A 22,652-nucleotide genomic window follows, 5' to 3' on the forward strand; every position below is an offset into this window, starting at 1 on the left:
TATATTTATTTTTATTGACAATATTATTGAATTACCTAACAATATTCAGAGAAGTATAAAATATCTTTTCTCAAACACTCAATTAAACATTCCTCTTAACGATAGGGAAATTCAAATTGCTGAACTTATTTTAAGAATAGGCTTAAACATGATTTGATATCTCGTTTAGAATTTGTAATATTGTTTTTACAACTAAAGACGCATCTGATGAATTCAAATTTTCAATATTTTTTTCTAAATATGCGTATTTAGATAAATTGCTCTTCACTTCATTCCATATACTTTTAGCTACAAAGCCTGTACTACCAACAGGAATAATATATTTGCCTGATTCTTTAGCAATTTCAAACTCTTCAAGCATACCGTCAGATACAATGTACTTTGTTCTGTTTTTTTTAGCATCTGGTTTTTGACCGTACATAAAGATCACAACAGAACAATCTGATAAAAGCATCTTTCTGTAATTAGTCTTTTCTTCACTGGTCATTGATTCTTGGAATGGACGAATAATTAAGTTTCTCTCAACTTCTTTATTGTTAGTTAAAAGATATTGTGTAGCATTTCCTGAAAGATAGTATCCGAAAGTCCTTCCATAACCTGTGAATATTTTGTATTCTCTCTCAAATAATTCATAAGTTATTTTTTTACAAATATCTTTTGCAAACTTTTCATCATCATCTGGTAATGAATCAAATACTCCCGAGAAAAATATATTTTTACTTTGAATTTTATTTTTCAATTCATTCAAAATTTCTGGAATTTCATCATAAGTATCAACTAATAAAATTTTTATAGGGTACCTTTTTTCGATATCATAAATAAAATGTTGAAACTCTGGATCATCGGATTCTCTTTTTAAAATAGTATAATGACAAGTTGCCCCTTCACCTAAGTATTGTTTTATAGAGCTTAAGCACGATAGAATTATATTATCTTTAAAACTATATCCGAGGAATAGAAATGTATTTGTTACAAGTTCCTTCTTTAAGAAAGTTAAAAATAATTCATGATTTTTATTATATGAATCAATATCTTCCTGAGTAATCACTATCTCATTTAGATGATTAATATCACCATTTAGTTTATAAATATTAATTCTATTTAAACACTTAGTATTAGGTAAATTTTTTTCATCACTAATAATATTCGTCAATATATTTTTATCAGCTAGAGTTTTTTCCACAAGTGTATCAAAATTAGTTGTCCAAATTGTTTTAAAGTTAAAATTTGTAAGCTCTGCAATAAGGTCATTTTGTTTATTCAATATATTGATATTATTATTAATTACTTTTTTTAATTCAGGAATTCCATACTGGTTTGCATAATATTGTGATAGTTTAAATAAGTTAGTTGAATCAGTAATTTCAATATTCAATAATTTAGCACAAGGCTCCAAAAGTTTAGACCAAGTTGGATAACCAGAGGAAGCTGAAATACCAGCTCCTAAAAAAAGTGACATATCATCACTTTGAACTTGAGTTGCATAAAATCGTATGAAATCATCTTTGCCAATTGTCATAAAACCTCCAAATAATCGAATATTATTTGAAGGTTATTTTAGTTCAAAAAATTGAGTAAAAAACTAATTCAGCAATCCTAAACACCCTAATTCCATGCTATAATAGACCTATCAAAATCCCATCAGGAAAGAAGACAAGCATGCAGGAAAACAAATACCTTTCTTTATTAGCTGAAAAGTATGAAACCAATGACAAAGTCGCAAGCGAGCTCATCAACTTGGAAGCTATCCTTAACTTACCTAAGGGCACAGAGCTTTATATCAGCGATATTCATGCTGAATACAAGGCATTTAACCACATTATCCGGACGGGTGCTGGGAATATTAAAGAGAAAATCGATACTATTTTTGGGGATGAAGACCCTGAACAAATGGATCGTCTAGCTATGTTGATTGCGTATCCAACAGACATGCTCCAACGCAAACCTAAAGATTTGGAGGCAGCCAACGACTGGTCGAGTCAAACGATTCATCGTCTGATTAAGCTGCTGCGTTTTCTGGGGACTAAATACTCTCGTTCTAAGGTTCGTAAGGCGGTTAATGAAGACTTCCGCTATTTTACGGAAGAATTAATGCTTAGTTTAGAGACGAATCAGTCTGAGAAAGCGGATTATTATCAGCAGATCATTAAGCGCTTGATTGAGCTGAATCAGGCGGATAAGTTTATTCGCAGTTTGTGTATGACGATTCAGCAGTTGACGGTTGATCATCTGCATGTGGTTGGCGATGTCTTTGACCGTGGTGCGGGTGCAGATAAGGTGATGGATCGTTTGATCCAGTTTCATAATGTGGATTTTCAGTGGGGTAACCATGATGTGCTCTGGATGGGGGCTTATGCTGGTAATATGGCGAGTCTTGCAACGCTGTTAAGAATTGCGGTGAAGTATAACTATCTCTATGAGTTAGAAACAGCCTATTCCCTGAATCTGCGGCCATTATTCTTGTTTGCCGAGGAACATTATGAACTGAACTCAGCTTTTAAGCCGACAGCACGTCCGGATGATGATTTGCTAGGGGTGGAAAATCAAGCGCGTTTGACCAAAGTCCATCAGGCTTTGACTGTGATTCAGTTTAAGCTAGAAGGTCAAATTATCGCGCGTCGACCTGAGTTTGAGATGGGGGAGCGTAATCTATTAGAGAAAATAGACTATAAACACAAGACCATCAACCTAAATGAAAAAGACTATCCTCTGGAAAATACGTGTTTCCAAACCGTTTCACAGTACCATCCCAATGAGTTGACTGAAAGCGAAGCCTACGTCATGGCGGCGATATTATCTTCTCTACAGAAATCCGAAAAATTCCAGCGCCATATGCAGTTTCTAGTCGAAAAGGGATCAGCATATCTTGTTTACAACCGTCATTTGCTGTACCATGGTTGCATTCCTTTGAAAAAGGATGGCACTTTTTTATCGATGAGTATTGGCGGCACTCTCTATTCTGGTCGTGCCTTGCTTGATAAATTTGAAGAGCACATCAGACGTGGGATTCGCCATACTGAGATTTATGATGATTACTCGACTGATTTGATGTGGTATGCTTGGGCCGGTAAATGCTCGCCTTTATTTGGTCGCTCGTCCATGACGACATTTGAGCGCTATTTTATCTCAGATAAAACGACGCATAAAGAAGGCGAAAATCCTTATTTTGCCTACAGAGAAAAACCAGAAATCATGGACATGATCTTGGCAGAATTTGGTTTGAATGACCCACAATCCGTTGTGATTAACGGGCATACACCTGTCAAGGTTGCCAGTGGTGAAAGTCCGATCAAAGCCAATGGGAAACTCATGGTGATAGATGGCGGTATGAGTAAAGCCTATCAAAAAACGACCGGTATCGCAGGTTATTCCCTCTTAAACGATTCCTACGGTTTTAAAATCGTTACCCACGCCCCTTTTACGTCAATTGAGGAGATTTTGGCTAAAGGTAAAGGCAACGAATCCTTAAAATATTTCCTAGAAGAAAAGCCCAAACGCCGTTTGATTAAAGATACGACGATCGGCGATAAATTACGTGCGGACATTGCGGATTTGACAGAGTTAATGGATTACATGTCCTAATCATGAAGAGAAGTAAGCATAAAGCTTGCTTTTTTGTTTACTAAACGTCTAAATTAATGTAAAATAATGGTAGAAGATGATGTATTAAGAGAATGAAACATCAGCAAGTAAAGGAATTGTAAGCTATGGCGAGTATTAGAGAAATTGCAAAATTAGCAGGTGTTTCGCCTGCTACGGTATCACGAGTCTTAAATGCGGATGAAACCATGAGTGTTTCACCAGCAACCCGCACCAGAATTATTAAAGTAGCCAACCAGCTTAATTATCACAAAGTGGAAAATTTAGGGCCTAAATCTCCAAAACAATCTTATAAATTATCGATTGCTGTGATCAAGACGCATTCATCCAAACGTGAAAATGATGATCCTTATTTTCGTTTGATTCAGGAAGGTATCGCACTTGAAGCGGGTAATTGGAATTTTAGACTTGAAACGCTGAAGTTAGGGGAAGTGAGCCTTGAGCAGCTTGCGCAATTTGGAGCGGTTCTTACGATTGGTGCTTTTACAGATGAGACGCTGGCAGATATTTACAAAGTCAATCAAAATCTCATTGTCGTTGATAATCATTTCGCAAGCTCTCGTTATGATCTCGTTCATACCGACTTTGCCAAACAAACAGAGCAAGTCTTGGATTATCTTTATGAACAAAATCATCGACAAATCGCCTTCATTGGTGGTGAAATTAGAACGGTTGATTTGAATGGGCAGAATCAATACTTATTAGCAGACGTTAGGACTACTGCCTATGAAAACTGGATGACCATCCATGGTTTGTCAGATAATATCCAAATTAAAACGGGTGATTGGACGATGGCATTTGCTTTAAATGCCACAAATGAGTTAGTTAAATCGTCTGGCGATCAGTTGCCAACAGCCATTATTTCCGCTAGTGATCCCATGAGTATCGGGATTTATCGTGCGTTGCAGCTGAAAAACATCGACATTCCAGAAACTATTTCTGTATTTAGTTTTGATGATATTGAGATGGCAGGCTTTATGTCACCGCCACTTAGTACAGTCCATATTGATAGTCTGGAGATTGGACGTGTTGCCGTTAGATTAGCTAAAGAACGTATTTCAGACGGTCGAAAGACTGCCCTACGTGTTGAAGTTGCCTCAGAGATTATCGTCCGTGATAGCGTTCGAAAAAACAAACTTTCATAATGTCATTAAATAGCTTGGTATGCTTGTAAGTATATCAAGCTATTTTTTTCTAAAATGTTGACAACGCTTTCATAAAAAGATATAATCTATTTAGTAAACGTTTAGTAAAATAAAGAAAGCGGGTCACTCATGACACTAATCACATTTGATGAAAACAACAAAATTTTTCACCTCTCAAACACATCCATTTCTTATCTCATCGGCATTGAAAAAGAAAGTTATCTGAGTCATCTTTATTTCGGTAAAGTCATTAAAACTTATCATGCTGGTCGGAAATATCCAGCCATGAATCGTAGTTTCTCGCCAAATCCGGATGGGATGCCGCTTAATACACGTGATTTTTCATTGGATGTCATCTCACAAGAATTTCCAAGTTATGGTCACGGCGATTTCCGAAATCCTGCTGTTCAAATTAAGCAAACAAATGGCTCATCAATCACTGAATTTGTTTACGATAGCTATGAGATTATTTCTGGTAAACCTATACTTGATGGTTTACCAGCGACTTATGTAGGAGGTGATGAAGAAGCTGAAACACTTGTCATCACCTTGATTGATAAACTACTCAACCTCAAATTAAAACTTTCGTACACGATTTATGCACAACGCAATGTGATTGCGCGTAATGCCTTGCTTGAAAATAATGGGATGGCACCAGTTGTCATTGAAAAGTTAGCGAGTTTATCAGTTGATTTACCAGAGCAAGACTTGGAGCTGATTAGTTTGCCTGGACGACATGTCAAAGAACGTGAAATTGAACGTCAGACGATTCAACGTGGCACACGAATCATCGACAGCAAACGTGGCACGTCAAGCCACCAATCTAATCCATTTATTGCGATCGTTGAACCCAAAACAGACGAATTTACAGGGACAGCAATTGGTTTAACTTTAGTCTATAGTGGCAATCATGAAATGTTGGTTGAACGAGATCAATTTTCACAGACGCGAGTCATGGCTGGGATTAATCCCTTTGGTTTTGAATGGGAACTTGAGAGTGATGCGTCTTTCCAATCACCTGAAGCCCTGTTAGTTTATTCTGATCAAGGACTTAATGGCATGAGCCAAACCTTTCATGACTTACTTCAAAACCGATTGGCGCGTGGACAATACCGTCAGGCGGAGCGCCCAATCCTCATCAATAACTGGGAAGCGACTTATTTTGACTTTGATACGGATAAAATCAAGAAAATTGTTGATAGTGCCGCTGATCTTGGAATTGAACTTTTCGTTTTAGATGATGGCTGGTTTGGTAAACGTGATGATGATACATCAGGTTTGGGAGATTGGTTTGAAAATACAGAGAAGCTAAAAGGTGGACTCAAAGGCATCGCTGACTATGTGCATCAAAAAAATATGACCTTTGGCCTTTGGTTTGAACCTGAAATGGTTAATGCGGATAGTGACCTATTTCGTCAACATCCTGATTACGCCCTTCAAATACCAGGGCGTTCTATGAGTACCTCTCGTGACCAATACGTGCTAGATTTTTCACGCAAAGAAGTTCGCGAGACAATTACAGCGCAAATGCGGGCTATTCTTGATACGATTGACATTGACTATATCAAATGGGACATGAACCGTAACTTGACGGAAGTTTATTCAGCGACAGCAAGTGCAGCGCACCAAGGTGAAGTCTTCCATCGATACGTTTTAGGACTCTATGAGATGCTAGAAGAACTGACGACGGACTATGATCATATCCTTTGGGAAGGCTGCTCAGGTGGTGGCGGTAGGTTCGATGCTGGATTTTTACATTACATGCCACAAAGTTGGACGAGCGATAATACAGATGCCGTTGAACGCTTAGATATTCAGTATGGCACGAGCCTAGTCTACCCCATTTCTTCGATGGGTGCCCATGTATCAGCAGTGCCCAATCACCAAACATATCGGGAAACAGGCTTAGAGATTCGAGGTGATGTCGCCATGAGCGGGGTCTTTGGTTATGAACTGAATCTTCAAGACATGACACAAGAAGAAAAAGCAGTCGTTCTTGAACAGGTTGCTTTCTACAAAACACATCGTAAACTCTTGCAGTATGGAAAATTCCATCGTCTCTTATCACCATTTGAATCAGATCAAACAGCATGGCTTTTTGTCAATGGTGATCAGTCACAAGCCATCGGTTTCTATTTTAGAAAATATGCAGAATCAGCTGGTCCCCTTCGGACACTTAAATTCACAGGACTTGCACCTGAGAAAACTTATCAAGTCAACGGTGATGCCATATATGGTGGTGATGAATTAATGTCTGTCGGTCTTCATATCTATCCTTTCCTAGTTGGAGATTATCAAAGTCGCAAATTTGTCATAAATGAGGTCAAGTCAAATTAGATCAAGTGAGGAACGATCATGTCAACAAAAGAAATGAAACAAGAAGTCACAGAAAAATTTACAGCCCTCTTCGGTGATGGTGCAACAGCTAACTATTTCTCGCCAGGCCGGATTAACTTAATCGGGGAGCATACGGATTATAATGGTGGCTATGTCTTTCCAGCAGCCATCAGTATTGGCACCTTTGGTGTCGCAAGAAAACGCACAGATAGTCTCGTAAAAGTCTATTCCCTAAATTTTGAAACAGTTGGTGTGATTGAATTTTCACTTGAAGATGAGCTTGTCAATACACCAGAAGCCAACTGGGGAAATTTTGTCAAAGGTTATCTGCTTAAATTAAAAGAAGCAGGTCATGCTATTCAAACTGGTTTTGAGCTCGTCATTGAAGGCACGATTCCCAATGGTTCAGGCTTGTCATCATCAGCTTCTCTTGAGTTGTTGGTTGGGACAGTTGTCAATGATTTATATCATCTGGGTCTTGATAAATTAACCTTAGTCCAGCTCGGTCAAAAAGTAGAAAATGAATTCATTGGCGTTAATTCAGGTATCATGGATCAATTTGCCATTGGCTTTGGCGAAATTGGCAAAGCGATTTTATTAGACACCAATACACTTAAATATGAACTCGTCCCTGCTGAATTTGGCGACTATAAAATTGTCATCATGAATACTAATAAGCGCCGAGAATTAGCGGATTCTAAGTACAATGAACGTCGGGCCGAATGTGAGGAAGCACTCAAGCGTTTGCAAACGAAGCTTGAGATCACAGCGCTTGGTCAATTGACCCCAACAGAATTTGAAGAAAATCGAGCCTTGATTGGAGACGTGACATTAGAAAAACGTGCCAAACACGCCGTCTATGAAAACGAAAGAACAAAATTAGCTAAGACCTGCCTAGAAGCTGGTGAGTTACAAGCATTTGGTCAATTACTCAACGCTTCACATGAGTCCTTGAAAAATGACTATGAAGTGACGGGGATCGAACTGGACACCTTGACTGAAACAGCACAAGGCTTGCCTGGGGTTCTTGGTGCACGGATGACAGGTGCTGGATTTGGTGGCTGTGGTATTGCCCTTGTTAAAACGTCAGACATCGAGGCCTTTATTTCGAAAATGTCAGCAACTTACCTTGAAAAAATCGGATATGATGCCAGTTTTTACGTTGCGACGATTGCAGATGGAGCTAGAAAATTATGAACATCTCACAAGCAGTGATTGACTTCGCAGATCTTGCCATCAAGCTAGGAGCTTACGAAGTGGCCGATCGCATTTACTTACAAAATTTGATATTGGCTTTAATCGGTGAAGATGATTTAGCAGAAAATCTTCAACCATCTGGCAATGACGACTCGCTCACCTTATCTGACTTCCTTTGTGCTGTGGCTAAATCAAATGGTCAATTTGATGAGATAGCCGCAAATGAAGACATTTTTCAAGCGAAGTTGATGAACTTTTTGACCCCAACACCAGCTAGTGTCAATCGACGGTTTAAAGAAAAATACGCCCAATCGCCAAAAGCAGCGACTGATTATTTTTTCGACTTATCCAAGAAAAACGATTATATCAAGACACGCGCCATTGCCAAAAATGAACATTTTTACAGCGCAAGTCCTTATGGTGAGCTCGAAATCACGATCAATCTATCAAAGCCTGAAAAGGATCCCAAGCAGATTGCGGCGGAAAAAAATGCCGTGCAGTCGAGCTATCCTAAATGTTTACTCTGCATCGAAAATGAAGGCTATGCGGGCAGACTCAACCATCCGGCACGGACCAATCATCGGATTGTGCAGCTTGACCTTGCTGGCGAGACTTGGGGATTCCAATATTCGCCCTATGCCTATTTTAATGAACATTCGATTATTCTTGCTGAAAAGCACAGTCCGATGAAGATTTCTCAAGTGACCTTTGCGCGCTTGCTAGCGATTGTTGACAGTTTGCCGACTTACTTTGCAGGATCAAATGCTGATTTGCCGATTGTCGGCGGCTCGATTCTCAGCCACGATCATTATCAGGCGGGGCATCACGATTTTCCTATGGCTAAGGCTGAACTTAAACGTCAGTTCGTCATACCGACTTTTCCAAATGTAGTCGCTGGCATCGTCAACTGGCCAATGAGCGTGATTCGCTTAACAGCTGATAATAGCCAAGATTTGGTGGCAGCAAGTACTTTCATCCTAGAAAAATGGCAGCAGTACACTGATGAAAGTGTGGAAATAGTCGCAAGGACAGCAGACGGTACCCAACATCATACGATCACACCTATCGCACGCCGTCGAGGAGATGATTTCGAGATTGACCTCGTTTTACGTGATAATAACACGAGTGAGCAACATCCGGATGGCATTTTTCACCCACACAGCGATGTTCAACATATTAAGCGTGAAAATATCGGCTTGATTGAAGTCATGGGACTTGCGATTTTACCAGGACGCCTGAAAACAGAGCTTGAGGTAGTGAAACGCTATATCCTTGGCGAAGCCGACACCGTTGCAGCCTACCATCAACCATGGGCCGAAGAATTGAAGCAAGCCTATCAAAACGAAGCGATAGATGATTATATGCAAGCAGCCTTAGGCCAAGTCTTCTTGACGGTATTAGAGCATGCTGGAGTCTTTAAGGACACCACAGACGGGAACGCTGCCTTTGCACGGTTTATTGCTGAATTAAAGTAACTGATTCGAGATAATGGAAAACATATCATCCTTTGTTGGCATGACAAGCTAGCTAGGGATGATTTTTTTTGCTTTAAAATAAAGAACAGTATAGTCATTCTAAAATTGAGTCTGGCAATTTGAACTCAACGTTTCTTTACTTTGAAAGCGTTGTCATTTACAATTAAAGTGTGAGGAGGAGATAAAAGATGATACGGCAAGCAATCAATTTGACTGAAAACGACAGACAAGCTTTGGCTATTCTTATGATTTCAGCTGAATTAGAAGAAATTTCTGTTTACCATTTACAAGATGCCCTGTTCGTTTCTCGAGGAACTATTTTAGCAGACATCAAAAAAATACAGAAATATGCCCAAGAAAATGATGTTGTCCTTAAGTATAGTCGACAATCTGGTTATCGTTTCTATGGTGATGAAAGATTGATTCGACAAATCATTCAAAAAAGTATTCTTGCCTTACTTTATCAACCTGCCACTAAAGAATTGATGGTAAACATTTTAAATCAATTTTCGGATGACTTTCATTTGCGCGTGATGACAGAAATTCGACAATTTTTTAAAAATCATCGTCTAACTGTTGTACCGAGTAGGACAGAAGAGACAATTTATTTCTTAGCTTTTGTTATCATTCGTTCAAGCACACACTCGATTGTGCTGACTGATAGTGAAATTAGCATCTTAAATCACTTAATCATCAAGAAAAAAGTGGTTGAATTAGTACAGCACTTTCCTGGCGTCGTCAATCAAGAGGCCGAAACAAATTACTGGGCAATGGTTTTGATGGGTATGATTCAAGCCAAAGTTCGGGAATACGAGACTGAATTTCTCTACGATTGTTCTTACGAGATTTGTCGAAAAGTTGAGCACTCGACTGGCATTGAATTTAAAGCATTTAATAATGTCGTTGATCATATTTATGCACATCTTGTACCAGCATACTTTCGAATTTTGGGGAAATTTACCATTCAAAATGTCTTGATTGAGCAAATTCAAAAACAGTACAATCATCTCTTTCAAATCACACACTACAGTTTGACACCCTTAGAAGAGTTGCTTGGTGAGAGATTACCAGATAGTGAAATTGGGTATTTTACGATATTGTTTGGTGGAGAAATTGCTAATATGGCAGAACGGCCGGAAGATAAACGATACAGAGCTTTGGTCGTTTGTCCTAGTGGAATGAGTAGTTCCTTGATTATGCGTTCAGAGTTAGCAACGCTTTTCCCAATGCTTGATTTTATTGAGGCGAGGTCCTTCTTTGAATTAGAGCAGATGCCTTTGGATGATTATGATTTAATCTTTTCAAGTGTTGATTTGGAGACACAAAAACCACTTTATGTGATGCCACCTATTTTGAGCACAACTGATAAGGTTGAACTATTACGGCAGGTACAGCGAGAGTTGTTATTGCCTAGTGTGGTTGTCCCATCCGTTACTGACATACTAGAAACTATTTTACCTTATGTGACCTTAAAAGAAGGGGTGACGCAGGACAAAATAAAAAAACTAGTCACTAAAAAAATGATGAAGCAGTTAAAAAAGAAAGGTGATGAATCCCCAATGCTTTCAGAATTATTAACACCCGATAAAATTCGCTTTAACCATGAGACGCCGACGCCGAACTGGCAAGATGCGATTCACTTGGCTGGAGCACCACTTGTTCAAAATGATGATGTAGAGCCGCGGTATTTAGATGCGATGGTTCAAAAAGTGCTTGATTTTGGTCCGTTTATCCATTTAGGTTTTGGGATTGCATTACCGCACGCTAGACCGGAGGATGGTGTCAAAGATTTAGCCATGTCTTTATTGAAATTTTCGGAACCTGTTTATCTTTTAGATGATGAAAAAAATCCCATTCGTATCTTTATTTGTTTGGCAGCGGTTGATAATGAAACACACCTGCGTGCTTTGAGCAGTTTAACGAAGATATTGACGGATAAAACCGCAGTACAACGGCTTTTAGAAGCTGAAACGACAGAAGAAATTGTCACATTAATTCAAGAAGGTGAGGAATAAAATATGAAATTAGCAGCAGTATGTGGCTCAGGATTAGGGTCAAGTTTTATGGTAGAAATGAATATCAAAACGATTTTAAAAGAATTAGGTTTGGAAGATGTGGATGTACAACATTATGATGTGGGGAGTGCAGCGCCTGAACTTGCAGATATGTTTTTTGTAGGTGGTGACTTAGCTGATAGTACAACACATTTAGGGAATGTTACAGTTTTGGATTCCATCATTGATATGGACGAATTAAGAGAAAAAGTGACAGCAGTTGTTAAAAAAGCTGGTCTGCCTGCTTGAGGATGACTGATAAACTAGATTAGGAGAATAATCAACATGAAAGATGTCTTAGACGTATTAATTGATATTGCGAGTACGCCCGCTATTTTAGTTGCATTTATTGCGGTTGTGGGTTTGCTGTTGCAGAAAAAAGGGATAGCAGATATTATTCGAGGCGGGATTAAGACTTTTGTCGGTTTCTTGATTGTAACAGCTGGTGCAAACTTTGTTGTCTCTTCTTTGGAACCGTTTGGGATTATGTTCCAAAAAGCCTTCCATGTGACTGGTGTTGTGCCAAATAATGAAGCGATTGTTGCCGTTGCCTTAGAAAAATTTGGGACTTATACGGCATTGATCATGCTAGCTGGGATGCTCTTTAACATTTTATTTGCACGGATCACGCGCTACAAGTATATTTATCTGACAGGTCATGCGACCTTATATATGGCTTGTATGATTGCTGTTATTCTAAGTGTTTCAGGGTTGGATGGTTTCTTGCTTGTCCTATTTGGCGGTATCTCTCTAGGTATCGCAAATACAGTTTTCCCAGCAATTTTACAACCCTTTACTGTTCAAGTGACGAAAAACGATTCGGTTGCCTTAGCCCATACCGGCAATTTCGGCTATGCCTTTTCAGCCATCATTGGGAAATATTTCGGCAATAAAGAAAAATCAACTGAAGATATTAATTTCCCTAAAGGTCTAGCTTTCTTACGTGATTCAACTGTTTCGATTACACTCACAATGGGTGTTGTCTATATGATTGTTGCCATCTTTACAGGTAATGCTTATGTGACAGAAAAACTCTCAGGTGGCACAAACTATATCGTCTATGCTTTGCAACAAGCAGGTAGTTTTGCGGCTGGTGTCTTTATTATCCTAGCTGGTGTTCGCTTGATTTTGGCAGAAATTGTACCTGCCTTCAAAGGGATCTCAGAAAAATTGGTACCAAATGCTAAGCCAGCCCTAGATTACCCGATCGTTTTCCCTTATGCACCAAATGCTGTATTGATTGGTTTCTTCTCATCATTTGTTGGCGGTATTCTTTCGCTCATTGTCATGGCTGTGACAGGGTTGCCGATTATTATTCCAGGCGTCGTACCGCATTTCTTCTGTGGTGCAACTGCAGGTGTTTATGGTAACGCGACTGGCGGTGTGAGAGGGGCTGTTCTTGGCTCATTCTTACAAGGTATTTTAATTAGTTTCATGCCGATTTTCTTAATGCCTGTTATGGGTGACTTAGGTTTTGCTGGTTCTACATTCTCTGATACTGACTATGGTGTTGTCGGTCTTTTACTTGGTAACATGGCCAATGGTGGTGGCAAGATGCTTGTGATGATTGGTATTTTAGTCGTATTAGGACTTGTTCTAGTTGCAAGCAAAGTAACAACTGTTCGTAATGCTAAAAAATCAACAGAAGCATAAGACAAAGGTCATTCAAGGAGAAAAAATGAAAAAAGATGATAGATCAGAATTAAGTGACTTAGAAAATTTACGAGATAAAATTCGACTAGAAACACTTAAGATGCTAGGACATATGGGCTATGGTCACCTAGGTGGCTCAATGTCAATTGTTGAGTTGTTAGCTGTTCTTTATGGTAAGCAGATGGCAATAGATCCAAGTAACCCAAATTGGATAGGACGAGATAGACTTGTTTTATCTAAAGGTCATGCTGGTCCTGCTTTGTATGCAACCTTAGCAGTACAAGGATTTTTTCCGCAGGAATGGTTATTGACACTGAATGAAGGTGGTACGCATTTACCAAGTCATCCAGACCGATTGAAAATACCAGGTGTAGATGCCACAACCGGCTCTCTTGGTCAAGGCACATCTATTGCTGCGGGCATGGCGACAGGTTTGAGATTATCTGATAATGACGCTTATACCTATCTCATAGTTGGAGATGGTGAGTTAAACGAAGGACAGTGTTGGGAAGCCTTTCAATATATTGCACACAATAAACTGAACCGTTGTATTGTCGTGATTGATGACAATAAGAAACAACTTGATGGCTACACTGCTGATATTCTGAATCCCTTCGATATTCAGAAAAAAATGGAGAGTTTTGGTTTTATCACATTGAAAGTTAAAGGCGATGACTTGAAAGCTATTGATGATGCGCTTAATTTCTTAAAAGATCAAAAAAATAGTGCTGTTGCCATTGTTTTAGATACAATAAAAGCACAAGGTGTCCCATTCTTCGAAAAATTAGAGGATAATCATTCTGTTAAATTTGGCACAGCAAACTATCAAGAAGAGTTGGATAAAGCTATCACCACCTTAGAAGAACAAGTTGTTAAAGGGGGAAGTCATGCTTAATCAAATAAAACAAGATAGAACAAAAATGGGACCAGAACTTCGCGCTGTATTTGTCGCAACGTTAGACGAGTTGATGACTGAAAATCAGCAAGTGATAGCTTTAGAGGCAGACCTTGGCAGTGCGAGTGGTTTTGCAAACCTGACGCAAAAACATAGTCAACAACTCATTAATGTCGGCATTTCTGAGGCGAATATGATGGGGGTTGCGAGTGGTCTTAGTTTAACTGGGCACATTCCTTTCTGTCATACCTTTGCACCTTTTGCGACACGACGTGCTTTTGACCAGCTATTTATTTCTGGTGGCTATGCGCAGACGACAATTAATATTTTTGGATCTGATCCAGGATTTGCTGTTGGCCCAAATGGTGGGACACATACATCATGGGAAGATGTTGCCTTGATGCGTATGATTCCAAACAGTATCGTTTGTGATCCAGCAGATGGTGTTCAGTTATCTTGGCTGATTCGTGAATTATCAGATAAAGCAGGTATTCATTATATTCGTGCCAATCGTAAAGCTGTTCGCGAGGTTTATGAAACAGATGCAAGGTTTGAATTGGGTAAAGGTAATATCCTTAAACAAGGAAGCCATATCGTTTTATTTTCAGCAGGACAACTCGTCAGTGAAACGTTAGACATTGCCGATGAATTAGCATTAAAAGGAATAGATGTAACGGTCGTAGATATGTTTACGATTAAACCACTTGATAGCAATCTAGTGATTGAACTTTCTAAAACGCATGACTTGATGATTAGTATTGAAAACCATTCTGTCACAGGTGGTTTAGGTAGTGCAATTGCTGATGTCATTGCAGAATCGGGTCTTAATGCTAAGTTGTTAAAACTTGGTGTTAACGAACGATTTGGTCAAGTTGGTAGTCCTGACTACTTACAAGATGAATTTGGTCTATCAAAAGCTAAAATGCAAGCAAAAATTCTAGACTTTATAGATAAAGCTTAAAGCATCATATTTCAATATACCATCAATTTCCGAACGATAAACGTATATTTTGTAAAGATATACGTTTTTTCGCTATCAAAATTAGAGATAAATAGTTAAAATTAACTTATCAACTAATATTTAAGGAGTGAGACATTGACAAAACGAGCACTAATCAGCGTAAGTGATAAAACAGGAATTGTGGCATTTGCCGAAAAATTGCGTGTACTGGGTTGGGAAATTATTTCTACTGGCGGTACTAAAACAGCATTAGATGCTGCAGGTGTTGCAACCATTGCCATTGATGATGTAACAGGTTTCCCAGAAATGATGGATGGGCGCGTGAAAACCTTGCATCCTAAAATTCATGGTGGGCTTTTGGCACGTCGTGATCTTGAGACACACGTTTCAGCTATGAAAAATCACGATATCTTACCGATTGACCTCGTTGTTGTCAACCTTTATCCCTTTAAAGAGACGATACTCAAACCAGACGTGACCTATGCGGATGCTGTCGAAAACATCGACATTGGCGGTCCATCTATGTTACGTTCGGCTGCGAAAAACCATGCTAGCGTAACCGTTGTCGTTGATCCAACTGACTACGAGGTTGTCTTGACTGAGTTTGCTAACAATGGTGACACGACTTATGAAACGCGTCAAAAATTAGCGGCGAAAGTCTTCCGTCACACAGCCGCTTATGATGCTTTAATTGCTGAATATTTCACAGCGCAAGTTGGTGAAGTTAAGCCTGAAAAACTCACCCTAACCTATGATCTCAAACAACCCATGCGTTATGGCGAAAATCCACAACAAAATGCGGACTTCTATGAAACTGCACTTCCGATAGACTATTCAATTTCACAAGCTAAACAGCTTAACGGAAAAGAACTTTCATTCAACAATATCCGTGATGCTGACGCAGCGATTCGCATCATTCGTGATTTCACCTTGCCTACTGTTGTTGCTTTGAAACACATGAACCCTTGTGGGATCGGCACTGCTGACACGATCGAAAAAGCTTGGGACTTTGCCTATGAAGCTGATCCAGTTTCAATCTTTGGTGGTATTGTCGTCTTAAATCGTGAAGTTGATGCTGCAACAGCTGAAAAAATGCATCCGATTTTCCTTGAAATCATCATCGCACCAAGTTATTCTGATGAAGCCTTGGCCATTTTGACTAACAAGAAGAAAAATCTTCGGATTTTAGAACTTAATTTTGCGCAACAAAAAGCTTCTGAAACACCAAAAGAAGTCACTGGTGTTGTGGGTGGTCTACTTGTCCAAGATCAAGATACAACTGTTAAGTTGCAAGATACTTGGGAAATCGTGACTAAACGTCAACCAACAACAGTGGAAGTTGAAGCGCTTGAGTTTGCATGGCGTTCTGTCAAATATGTCAAATCTAACGGCATCATCATCACCAATAATCACCAAACATTAGGTGTTGGCCCAGGTCAAACCAACCGTGTGGCTTCAGTTAAAATTGCGATTGAGCAAGCCTCAGACCGCCTTGAAGGCGCAGTCTTAGCATCAGATGCTTTCTTCCCATTTGCAGATAATGTTGAAGAAATCGCAAAAGCCGGGATCAAGGCGATTATCCAACCTGGTGGGTCAGTCCGTGACCAAGATGCCATTGATGAAGCTGACAAGCATGGGATTGCCATGGTCTTCACAGGTGCGCGTCACTTCCGTCATTAAGCAATAGCCTGATATAATTTAATACTACCTGTATCAAAATAAGCCAGAAGCAGTTTAGAGCCGCTTCTGGCTTATTTTTTAAGTCGATTCATATTCATGTTATTTAGCGTCTTTAGCATTAAATTATCATGTTTCTGTGTTTTAAATTTTGTTGGACTGACGCCATATCTTTTTTTGAAGGCACTTGAAAAACTAAGTGAATCTGAGAAACCAACAGATTCAGAAATTTGAGAGATAAGATTGTCTGAATGAATGAGTAACATTGCTGCTTTTGCCATACGCAGGTCAATTAAATATTTTTGAGGTGATAGCCCGTACTTGTGTTTAAAAATAGTAAACAGATATGCGCGCGAAATCATCACATGGCTTAAGACATCTTTTATTTTAATGCCATGACTATAATTTTGATTGATGAAGGTATAGGCTTTTTCAGCATAATAATCAGATTGGTTCCTATGCTCAGCGATTGATTTTGGGAAAAGGGTAATTAAGCTTTTCATAAGTGCAAAAAGTTCTACTTGAATTGCCAAGTCAACAGTTTTATCATCATCTTCAACTAAATTTTGGATCCTTGAAAAATGTTCTATAAATTCAGATTTACTGACATTTTCTAATATCCAACCCTTATCATTTAGAGCAGTTCGCGCAAATAAATCATTGATAACACGGCCACTTAATCCTAGCCAATAATAAGCCCAAGGGTTGAGATCGTCAGATTGGTAAAATGTTTCTACGTCAGCAGGTAAGATAAAGCAATCCCCAGCTTTTAATTGATGATCGAAACCATTGATCATAAAGAGACCAGAACCAGATGTGATATAATGGATAACATAGTTTTCTCTTATTGCTGGACCGAAACTGAAATTGGGGATAGTGGCTTCATTGCCTACAAAATCAAGGTTGATATCTAAAAAATTTTGATGAAATTCTTTGTATTCCATAATTTACTAAATCTTCTTTCGTAAACGTTTACTACATACATTTTACCATATATTTAGAACTTTTGTCTATATTCATTCCTAGTATTCTGTCATATAATAAAGATATAGAAAACGCTTACAAATGTGTTTTCAATAGAAGGAGCCTTTTTATGAAAAAAAGAACAAAATTGACACTGTCCCTCTTGAGTTTAGCGTCAGTTGCCTTACTGGCATCGTGTGGTAGCTCAGCCAGCAAAAAAACTGAAATTGAATTCTTCACTCAGAAGAAAGAAACGTTAGCGATTACTAAAGAAATTGCTAAAGATTTTGAGAAAGAAAACAAGGATATCAAAGTTAAAGTTGTTTCCGTCCCAGATCCAGGCAACGTTTTAAAAACACGAATTTCTTCAAAAGATACACCAGATATTATCAATGTTTATCCACAAAATGCTGATTTCCAAGAATGGGCAGCTAATAACGTTTTTGAAGATCTGACAGGTAAAGATTTCATGAGCAATATCAAAGATGGTGTTGCTGAACAGTACGCCATCAAGGACAAAGTTTATAGCGCCCCATTTGATTCGAATGCTTGGGGGTTCTTCTACAATGCTGATGCTTTTAAGAAACTAGGACTTGAAACACCAAAAACTTGGGATGAATTCGAAACACTTGTCAGTGATATCAAGTCTAAAAGTAAAGATCAAGCACCATTTGCTTTATCTTTAACGCAAGCAGATGCCTGGTCACTTAATGGTTTCGGTCAATTGGCTTGGGCTGAAGCGGACGGTGGTTTTGATGGCGCACAAAATGCGCTCCGTTTCTCACCAAAAGGTGCTATTAAGACAACGAATCCAGATTTTCAAGCAGTTGCCAAACAACTTGATATTCTCAAAGGTAATGGTCAAAAAGGTGCTGATGGCGCCACTTATGATGATGCGATTGCAGCTTTTGCAACAGGTAAATCACTAATCTTGCCACAAGGGATTTGGGCGCTTGCAGCAGTCCAACAACAAAAGCCAGATTTTGAAATCCGGTCATTTGCTTACCCAGGAAAAACAGAAGCTGATGCGATGAGTGTTGGTGCTGCTGATATGGCACTTTCGATTTCTAGCACGTCTAAAAACAAAGCAGCGGCAGAAAAATTTGTTAAGTATTTCTCAACGGCTAAAGTCTTCCAAAAATACTACGATGTCAATGGTGAACCAACATCAGTCAAAGGTGTTCAAACTGAAGGCAAAACACCAGAACTTGAAGGGATCACACGTTTAACCTTTACAGATAAACAATTCGTTTGGTTACAATCTAAATGGGACAGTGAAGTTGATTTCCATACCCTGACAGCAAATTATGCACGTACTGGTAATGCTGACGCCATGGCCAAAGATCTCAACGTCTTCTTTGACGCAATGAAGTAAGCTTGATTTCTGATTTGTGAATTTTTTCTGAACGCATATGCGATAGGCGTTCAGGCTAAAGTTCATAAATTAGATCAAATTTAGAAAAGGAATTCTCGTTATGAAAGACAAATTTATCAGTAAATATTGGGGATATCTCTTCCTCTTGATTCCAATTATTCTGCAAGTGATTTTCTTTTATTTGCCGACGATCCGTGGCGTTATCTTCTCTTTTACCAACTGGACTGGCTTAACAGACAATTATGATTATATCGGTTTTAAAAATTATACAGCTATTTTCAGTGATCCAAAATTTATTAAAACAATTAAGTTTACCATTATTTTCACGATTGGTATGATCCTAGGTCAAGTCACCATTGGTATTTTAGTAGCACGCGCCCTGAATGCGAAACTTAAAACATCAAATTTCTTTCGTGGCGTGTTCTTTTTTCCAGCAGTTATTGCAACCGTTACAATTGGTATGATTTTCAAACAAATTTTCGCTTACGGCATTCCCTTAATTGGCGAAACATTACATATCGAGTTTTTAAAAGAGAATCTACTCTCAAATCCAAAGACAGTTGTCTACGCCGTATTATTTGTCGCTTTATGGCAGGGTGTAGCGACACCTACGATTATCTTTCTAGCTGGTTTGCAAAGTATTCCGCAAGAGATTTTGGAAGCAGCAGCCATTGATGGGGCAAGCAAAAGACAAATTTTCAAAAGTATTGAAATTCCTTTCTTAATCCCATCTATCTCCATGGTCTTTATTTTAGCTTTAAAAGGTGGTTTGACAGCTTTTGATAATATATTTGTTCTGACAGGTGGTGGGCCTAATGACATGACTGCCACATTAGGAATGTTAGTCTATAACACAGCCTTCAAAAATAATAGCTTCGGCTATGCCAATGCACTTGCAGTAGTCTTATTTATCATCATTGTTGTGATTTCATTAATTCAACAAGCTGTTTCTAAGAAGTTTGAAGTCTAAAGAGGTGGGAAAATGAAAAATAAAGAAAATAAATTACCACATTTACTGTTACTCATTGTAGGTGCCATTCTAATATTGGTTCCCATTTACTTAACAGTGGTCAGCTCATTTAAAGATACACCGCAAATTATGCAACATTTCTTTAGTTTACCGAAACCCTTTACCATGGAAAACTATACGCGTTTGATTGAAGACGGTATTGGTAAATATTTCTTAAATTCAGTTATTATCTCTGTTGTATCGATCATCATGATTATTTTAGTCGTGCCAATGGCAGCTTTTTCCATTGCACGTAATATTGGCCGCAAAACAGCTTTTACCATCATGTATTCACTTTTGATTCTTGGCATTTTTGTACCTTTCCAAGTGATCATGCTGCCGATTACTAATCAGATGACAGCCATGGGCTTGATGAATCTGCCAGGTCTGATGCTCCTCTATCTGACTTACGCCATTCCACAAACCCTATTCTTGTATGTCGGTTATATTAAGTTATCAATTCCTGAAAGTTTGGATGAAGCAGCAGAGATTGATGGTGCTAATAAGATGACTATGTTTATCAAAGTTGCTTTTCCCCTGATGAAACCCATGCACGCAACGACTTTAATTCTCAATGCTTTATGGATTTGGAATGACTTTCTCTTGCCATTGCTCATTCTTAACCGAGACGATTCATTTTGGACATTACCTTTGTTCCAGTACAATTATCAGGGGCAATATATGAGTGATTTTGGTCCAAGTTTTGCCTCTTATATCATCGGAATCGTTACGATTACTATTGTTTATCTCTTTTTCCAAAAGAGTATCATCTCAGGTATGAGTAACGGTGCGGTGAAATAAAACTCCAAAGAAAACGTTTACATCAGGTAAGCGTTTTGATATAATACGATTATCAAACGATTGACAAAAAGTCAAAAGGAGAAAAATATGCCTATTCAAAATAAAGTCATGTTAATTACTTACGCAGATAGCCTTGGTAAAAATCTAAAGGACCTCCAGAAAATCCTAGCCGAAGATTTGGAAGGTGCAGTGGGAGGTGTCCATTTACTGCCATTCTTTCCATCCACAGGTGACCGTGGGTTCGCACCGCAAGATTATCGGCAAGTAGACAGCGCTTTTGGTGATTGGGCAGATGTCGAAGCCATTGGCGAGCGTTATTACTTGATGTTTGACTTTATGATCAATCATTTGTCGCGTCAGAGTCCAGAATTCATTGATTTTAAGGACAAGAAAGATGAATCCGACTTTGCTAATCTCTTTTTACGTAATCAAAATTTTTGGCCGGAAAATCGACCAACACAGGCAGACATTGATCTCATTTATAAACGGAAAGATAAGGCGCCATTCCAAGAAGTGACCTTTGCGGATGGGACGACCGAATTGGTCTGGAATACCTTCGGAGAAGAACAGATTGATCTCGACGTCACACAAGATATCACCCGGAAATTCATTAAAGATACTCTGGAGCAATTGATTGACCATGGGTGTGATATCGTTCGTTTAGATGCTTTTGCTTATGCGATTAAGAAGTTAGATACTAATGATTTCTTTGTTGAGCCAGAAATTTGGAACTTGCTAAACGATGTAAGAGAGATCACGATAGCAAAGGGTTGTGAAATTCTGCCTGAAATTCATGAACACTATAGTATTCAGCATAAAATTGCTGATCATGATTTTTATATCTATGATTTTGCCTTGCCAATGGTTAGTCTTTATACACTCTACTCTGGTCAAACCAAGCAATTGGCCAAATGGTTAAAGATGTCTCCTATGAAGCAGTTTACAACCCTTGATACCCATGATGGGATTGGTGTTGTTGATGCTAAGGATATTCTTACTGATGAAGAAACCCTGTATACTTCTGAGCAACTCTATAAGGTCGGTGCTAACGTCAAGAAAATATTCTCATCGGAAGCCTATAATAATCTGGATATTTATCAAATTAATTCGACTTACTATTCAGCTTTAGGTGACAATGATGATGCTTACTTGTTAGCACGTGCTTTCCAAGTCTTTGCACCTGGCATTCCTCAAGTGTACTACGTTGGCCTATTAGCAGGGAAAAACGATCTAGACTTACTTGAGTCTTCAAAGGAAGGCCGTAATATTAACCGCCATTATTATGATGTCGAGGAAGTTAAAACAGAACTCAAACGTCCGGTCGTTCAAAAATTACTGAATCTGTTGACATTCCGTAACACAGCGCAGGCTTTTGACCTTGATGGCGGGATTGAAATTGTGACACCGAGTGACAATGAGATTGTGATTACGCGCTTTGATGCAGCCAAAGAAAATGTTGCCGTCTTAACCGCCAATGCTAAAACTTACGCTTTCGAGATCACTCTCAATG

General features: G+C 38.8%; 17 protein-coding genes. 15 read left to right on the plus strand and 2 right to left on the minus strand.

Translation table 11 applies throughout. The features are described from left to right. Window positions 1-142 precede the first annotated feature (142 nt). Window positions 143-1,519: an SIR2 family protein gene (locus tag LRA01S_RS08185; protein ID WP_061775144.1), complete on the minus strand. Its 1,377-nt coding sequence runs from the start codon at window positions 1,517-1,519 to the stop codon at window positions 143-145. 140 nt (window positions 1,520-1,659) lie between these two features. Here LRA01S_RS08185 and LRA01S_RS08190 point away from each other — a divergent pair, with 140 nt between their 5' ends. The 11 genes from LRA01S_RS08190 to purH all read left to right on the plus strand — a co-directional run bounded on the left by LRA01S_RS08190 (window position 1,660) and on the right by purH (window position 16,997). Beyond that, complete coding sequence (locus LRA01S_RS08190; protein ID WP_061775145.1) at window positions 1,660-3,582, plus strand: fructose-bisphosphatase class III; 1,923 nt, start codon at window positions 1,660-1,662, stop codon at window positions 3,580-3,582. Between the two features lie 125 nt (window positions 3,583-3,707). Further along, entirely contained in the window at window positions 3,708-4,745 is a 1,038-nt protein-coding gene (locus LRA01S_RS08195) for a LacI family DNA-binding transcriptional regulator (RefSeq protein ID WP_061775146.1), read from the plus strand. Window positions 4,746-4,874: 129 nt separating this feature from the next. Beyond that, window positions 4,875-7,082, plus strand: a complete 2,208-nt coding sequence (locus LRA01S_RS08200) for an alpha-galactosidase (protein ID WP_061775147.1) — start codon at window positions 4,875-4,877, stop codon at window positions 7,080-7,082. Window positions 7,083-7,100: 18 nt separating this feature from the next. Beyond that, window positions 7,101-8,279, plus strand: coding sequence for a galactokinase (locus LRA01S_RS08205; RefSeq protein WP_061775148.1), 1,179 nt, complete (start codon window positions 7,101-7,103; stop codon window positions 8,277-8,279). Beyond that, window positions 8,276-9,754 carry a UDP-glucose--hexose-1-phosphate uridylyltransferase gene (gene galT, locus LRA01S_RS08210; protein ID WP_061775149.1) on the plus strand — a complete coding sequence of 493 codons (1,479 nt, stop codon included), beginning with the start codon at window positions 8,276-8,278 and terminating at the stop codon, window positions 9,752-9,754. The genes LRA01S_RS08205 and galT overlap by 4 nt, the downstream gene beginning before the upstream one ends. Before the next feature lie 188 nt (window positions 9,755-9,942). Further along, complete coding sequence (locus LRA01S_RS08215; protein WP_061775150.1) at window positions 9,943-11,769, plus strand: BglG family transcription antiterminator; 1,827 nt, start codon at window positions 9,943-9,945, stop codon at window positions 11,767-11,769. 3 nt (window positions 11,770-11,772) lie between these two features. Then, window positions 11,773-12,057, plus strand: a complete 285-nt coding sequence (locus LRA01S_RS08220; protein ID WP_061775151.1) for a PTS sugar transporter subunit IIB — start codon at window positions 11,773-11,775, stop codon at window positions 12,055-12,057. 36 nt (window positions 12,058-12,093) lie between these two features. After that, a complete protein-coding gene (gene ulaA, locus LRA01S_RS08225) occupies window positions 12,094-13,461 on the plus strand; it encodes a PTS ascorbate transporter subunit IIC (protein WP_061775152.1) in 1,368 nt (455 codons plus the stop codon). Between the two features lie 25 nt (window positions 13,462-13,486). Then, on the plus strand, window positions 13,487-14,356 hold the full coding sequence (locus tag LRA01S_RS08230) for a transketolase (protein WP_061775153.1): 870 nt from the start codon (window positions 13,487-13,489) through the stop codon (window positions 14,354-14,356). Continuing rightward, window positions 14,349-15,317: a transketolase family protein gene (locus LRA01S_RS08235; RefSeq protein ID WP_061775154.1), complete on the plus strand. Its 969-nt coding sequence runs from the start codon at window positions 14,349-14,351 to the stop codon at window positions 15,315-15,317. Before LRA01S_RS08230 ends, LRA01S_RS08235 begins: the two co-directional genes overlap by 8 nt. Window positions 15,318-15,452: 135 nt before the next feature. Next, window positions 15,453-16,997 (plus strand): bifunctional phosphoribosylaminoimidazolecarboxamide formyltransferase/IMP cyclohydrolase, encoded by a 1,545-nt coding sequence (purH, locus tag LRA01S_RS08240; protein ID WP_061775155.1) that lies wholly within the window; start codon window positions 15,453-15,455, stop codon window positions 16,995-16,997. A 71-nt stretch (window positions 16,998-17,068) separates the two neighbouring features. On the opposite strand, the gene LRA01S_RS08245 is transcribed toward purH, so the two are convergent. Then, window positions 17,069-17,938: an AraC family transcriptional regulator gene (locus tag LRA01S_RS08245; protein WP_061775156.1), complete on the minus strand. Its 870-nt coding sequence runs from the start codon at window positions 17,936-17,938 to the stop codon at window positions 17,069-17,071. A gap of 149 nt (window positions 17,939-18,087) precedes the next feature. On the opposite strand from LRA01S_RS08245, the gene LRA01S_RS08250 reads away from it, so the two are divergent. From LRA01S_RS08250 to gtfA, 4 genes are all read left to right on the plus strand, one after another. Next, window positions 18,088-19,332 carry an extracellular solute-binding protein gene (locus LRA01S_RS08250; RefSeq protein ID WP_061775157.1) on the plus strand — a complete coding sequence of 415 codons (1,245 nt, stop codon included), beginning with the start codon at window positions 18,088-18,090 and terminating at the stop codon, window positions 19,330-19,332. A gap of 100 nt (window positions 19,333-19,432) precedes the next feature. After that, window positions 19,433-20,302 carry a carbohydrate ABC transporter permease gene (locus LRA01S_RS08255; RefSeq protein WP_061775158.1) on the plus strand — a complete coding sequence of 290 codons (870 nt, stop codon included), beginning with the start codon at window positions 19,433-19,435 and terminating at the stop codon, window positions 20,300-20,302. A gap of 12 nt (window positions 20,303-20,314) precedes the next feature. Next, entirely contained in the window at window positions 20,315-21,142 is an 828-nt protein-coding gene (locus tag LRA01S_RS08260) for a carbohydrate ABC transporter permease (protein ID WP_061775159.1), read from the plus strand. An 87-nt stretch (window positions 21,143-21,229) separates the two neighbouring features. Further along, window positions 21,230-22,652 (plus strand): sucrose phosphorylase (gtfA, locus tag LRA01S_RS08265; RefSeq protein ID WP_061775160.1); only part of this gene is annotated, 1,423 nt, incomplete at its 3' end.

The organism is Pseudolactococcus raffinolactis NBRC 100932 (assembly GCF_001591765.1).
In the GTDB taxonomy this organism is placed as follows: domain Bacteria; phylum Bacillota; class Bacilli; order Lactobacillales; family Streptococcaceae; genus Pseudolactococcus; species Pseudolactococcus raffinolactis.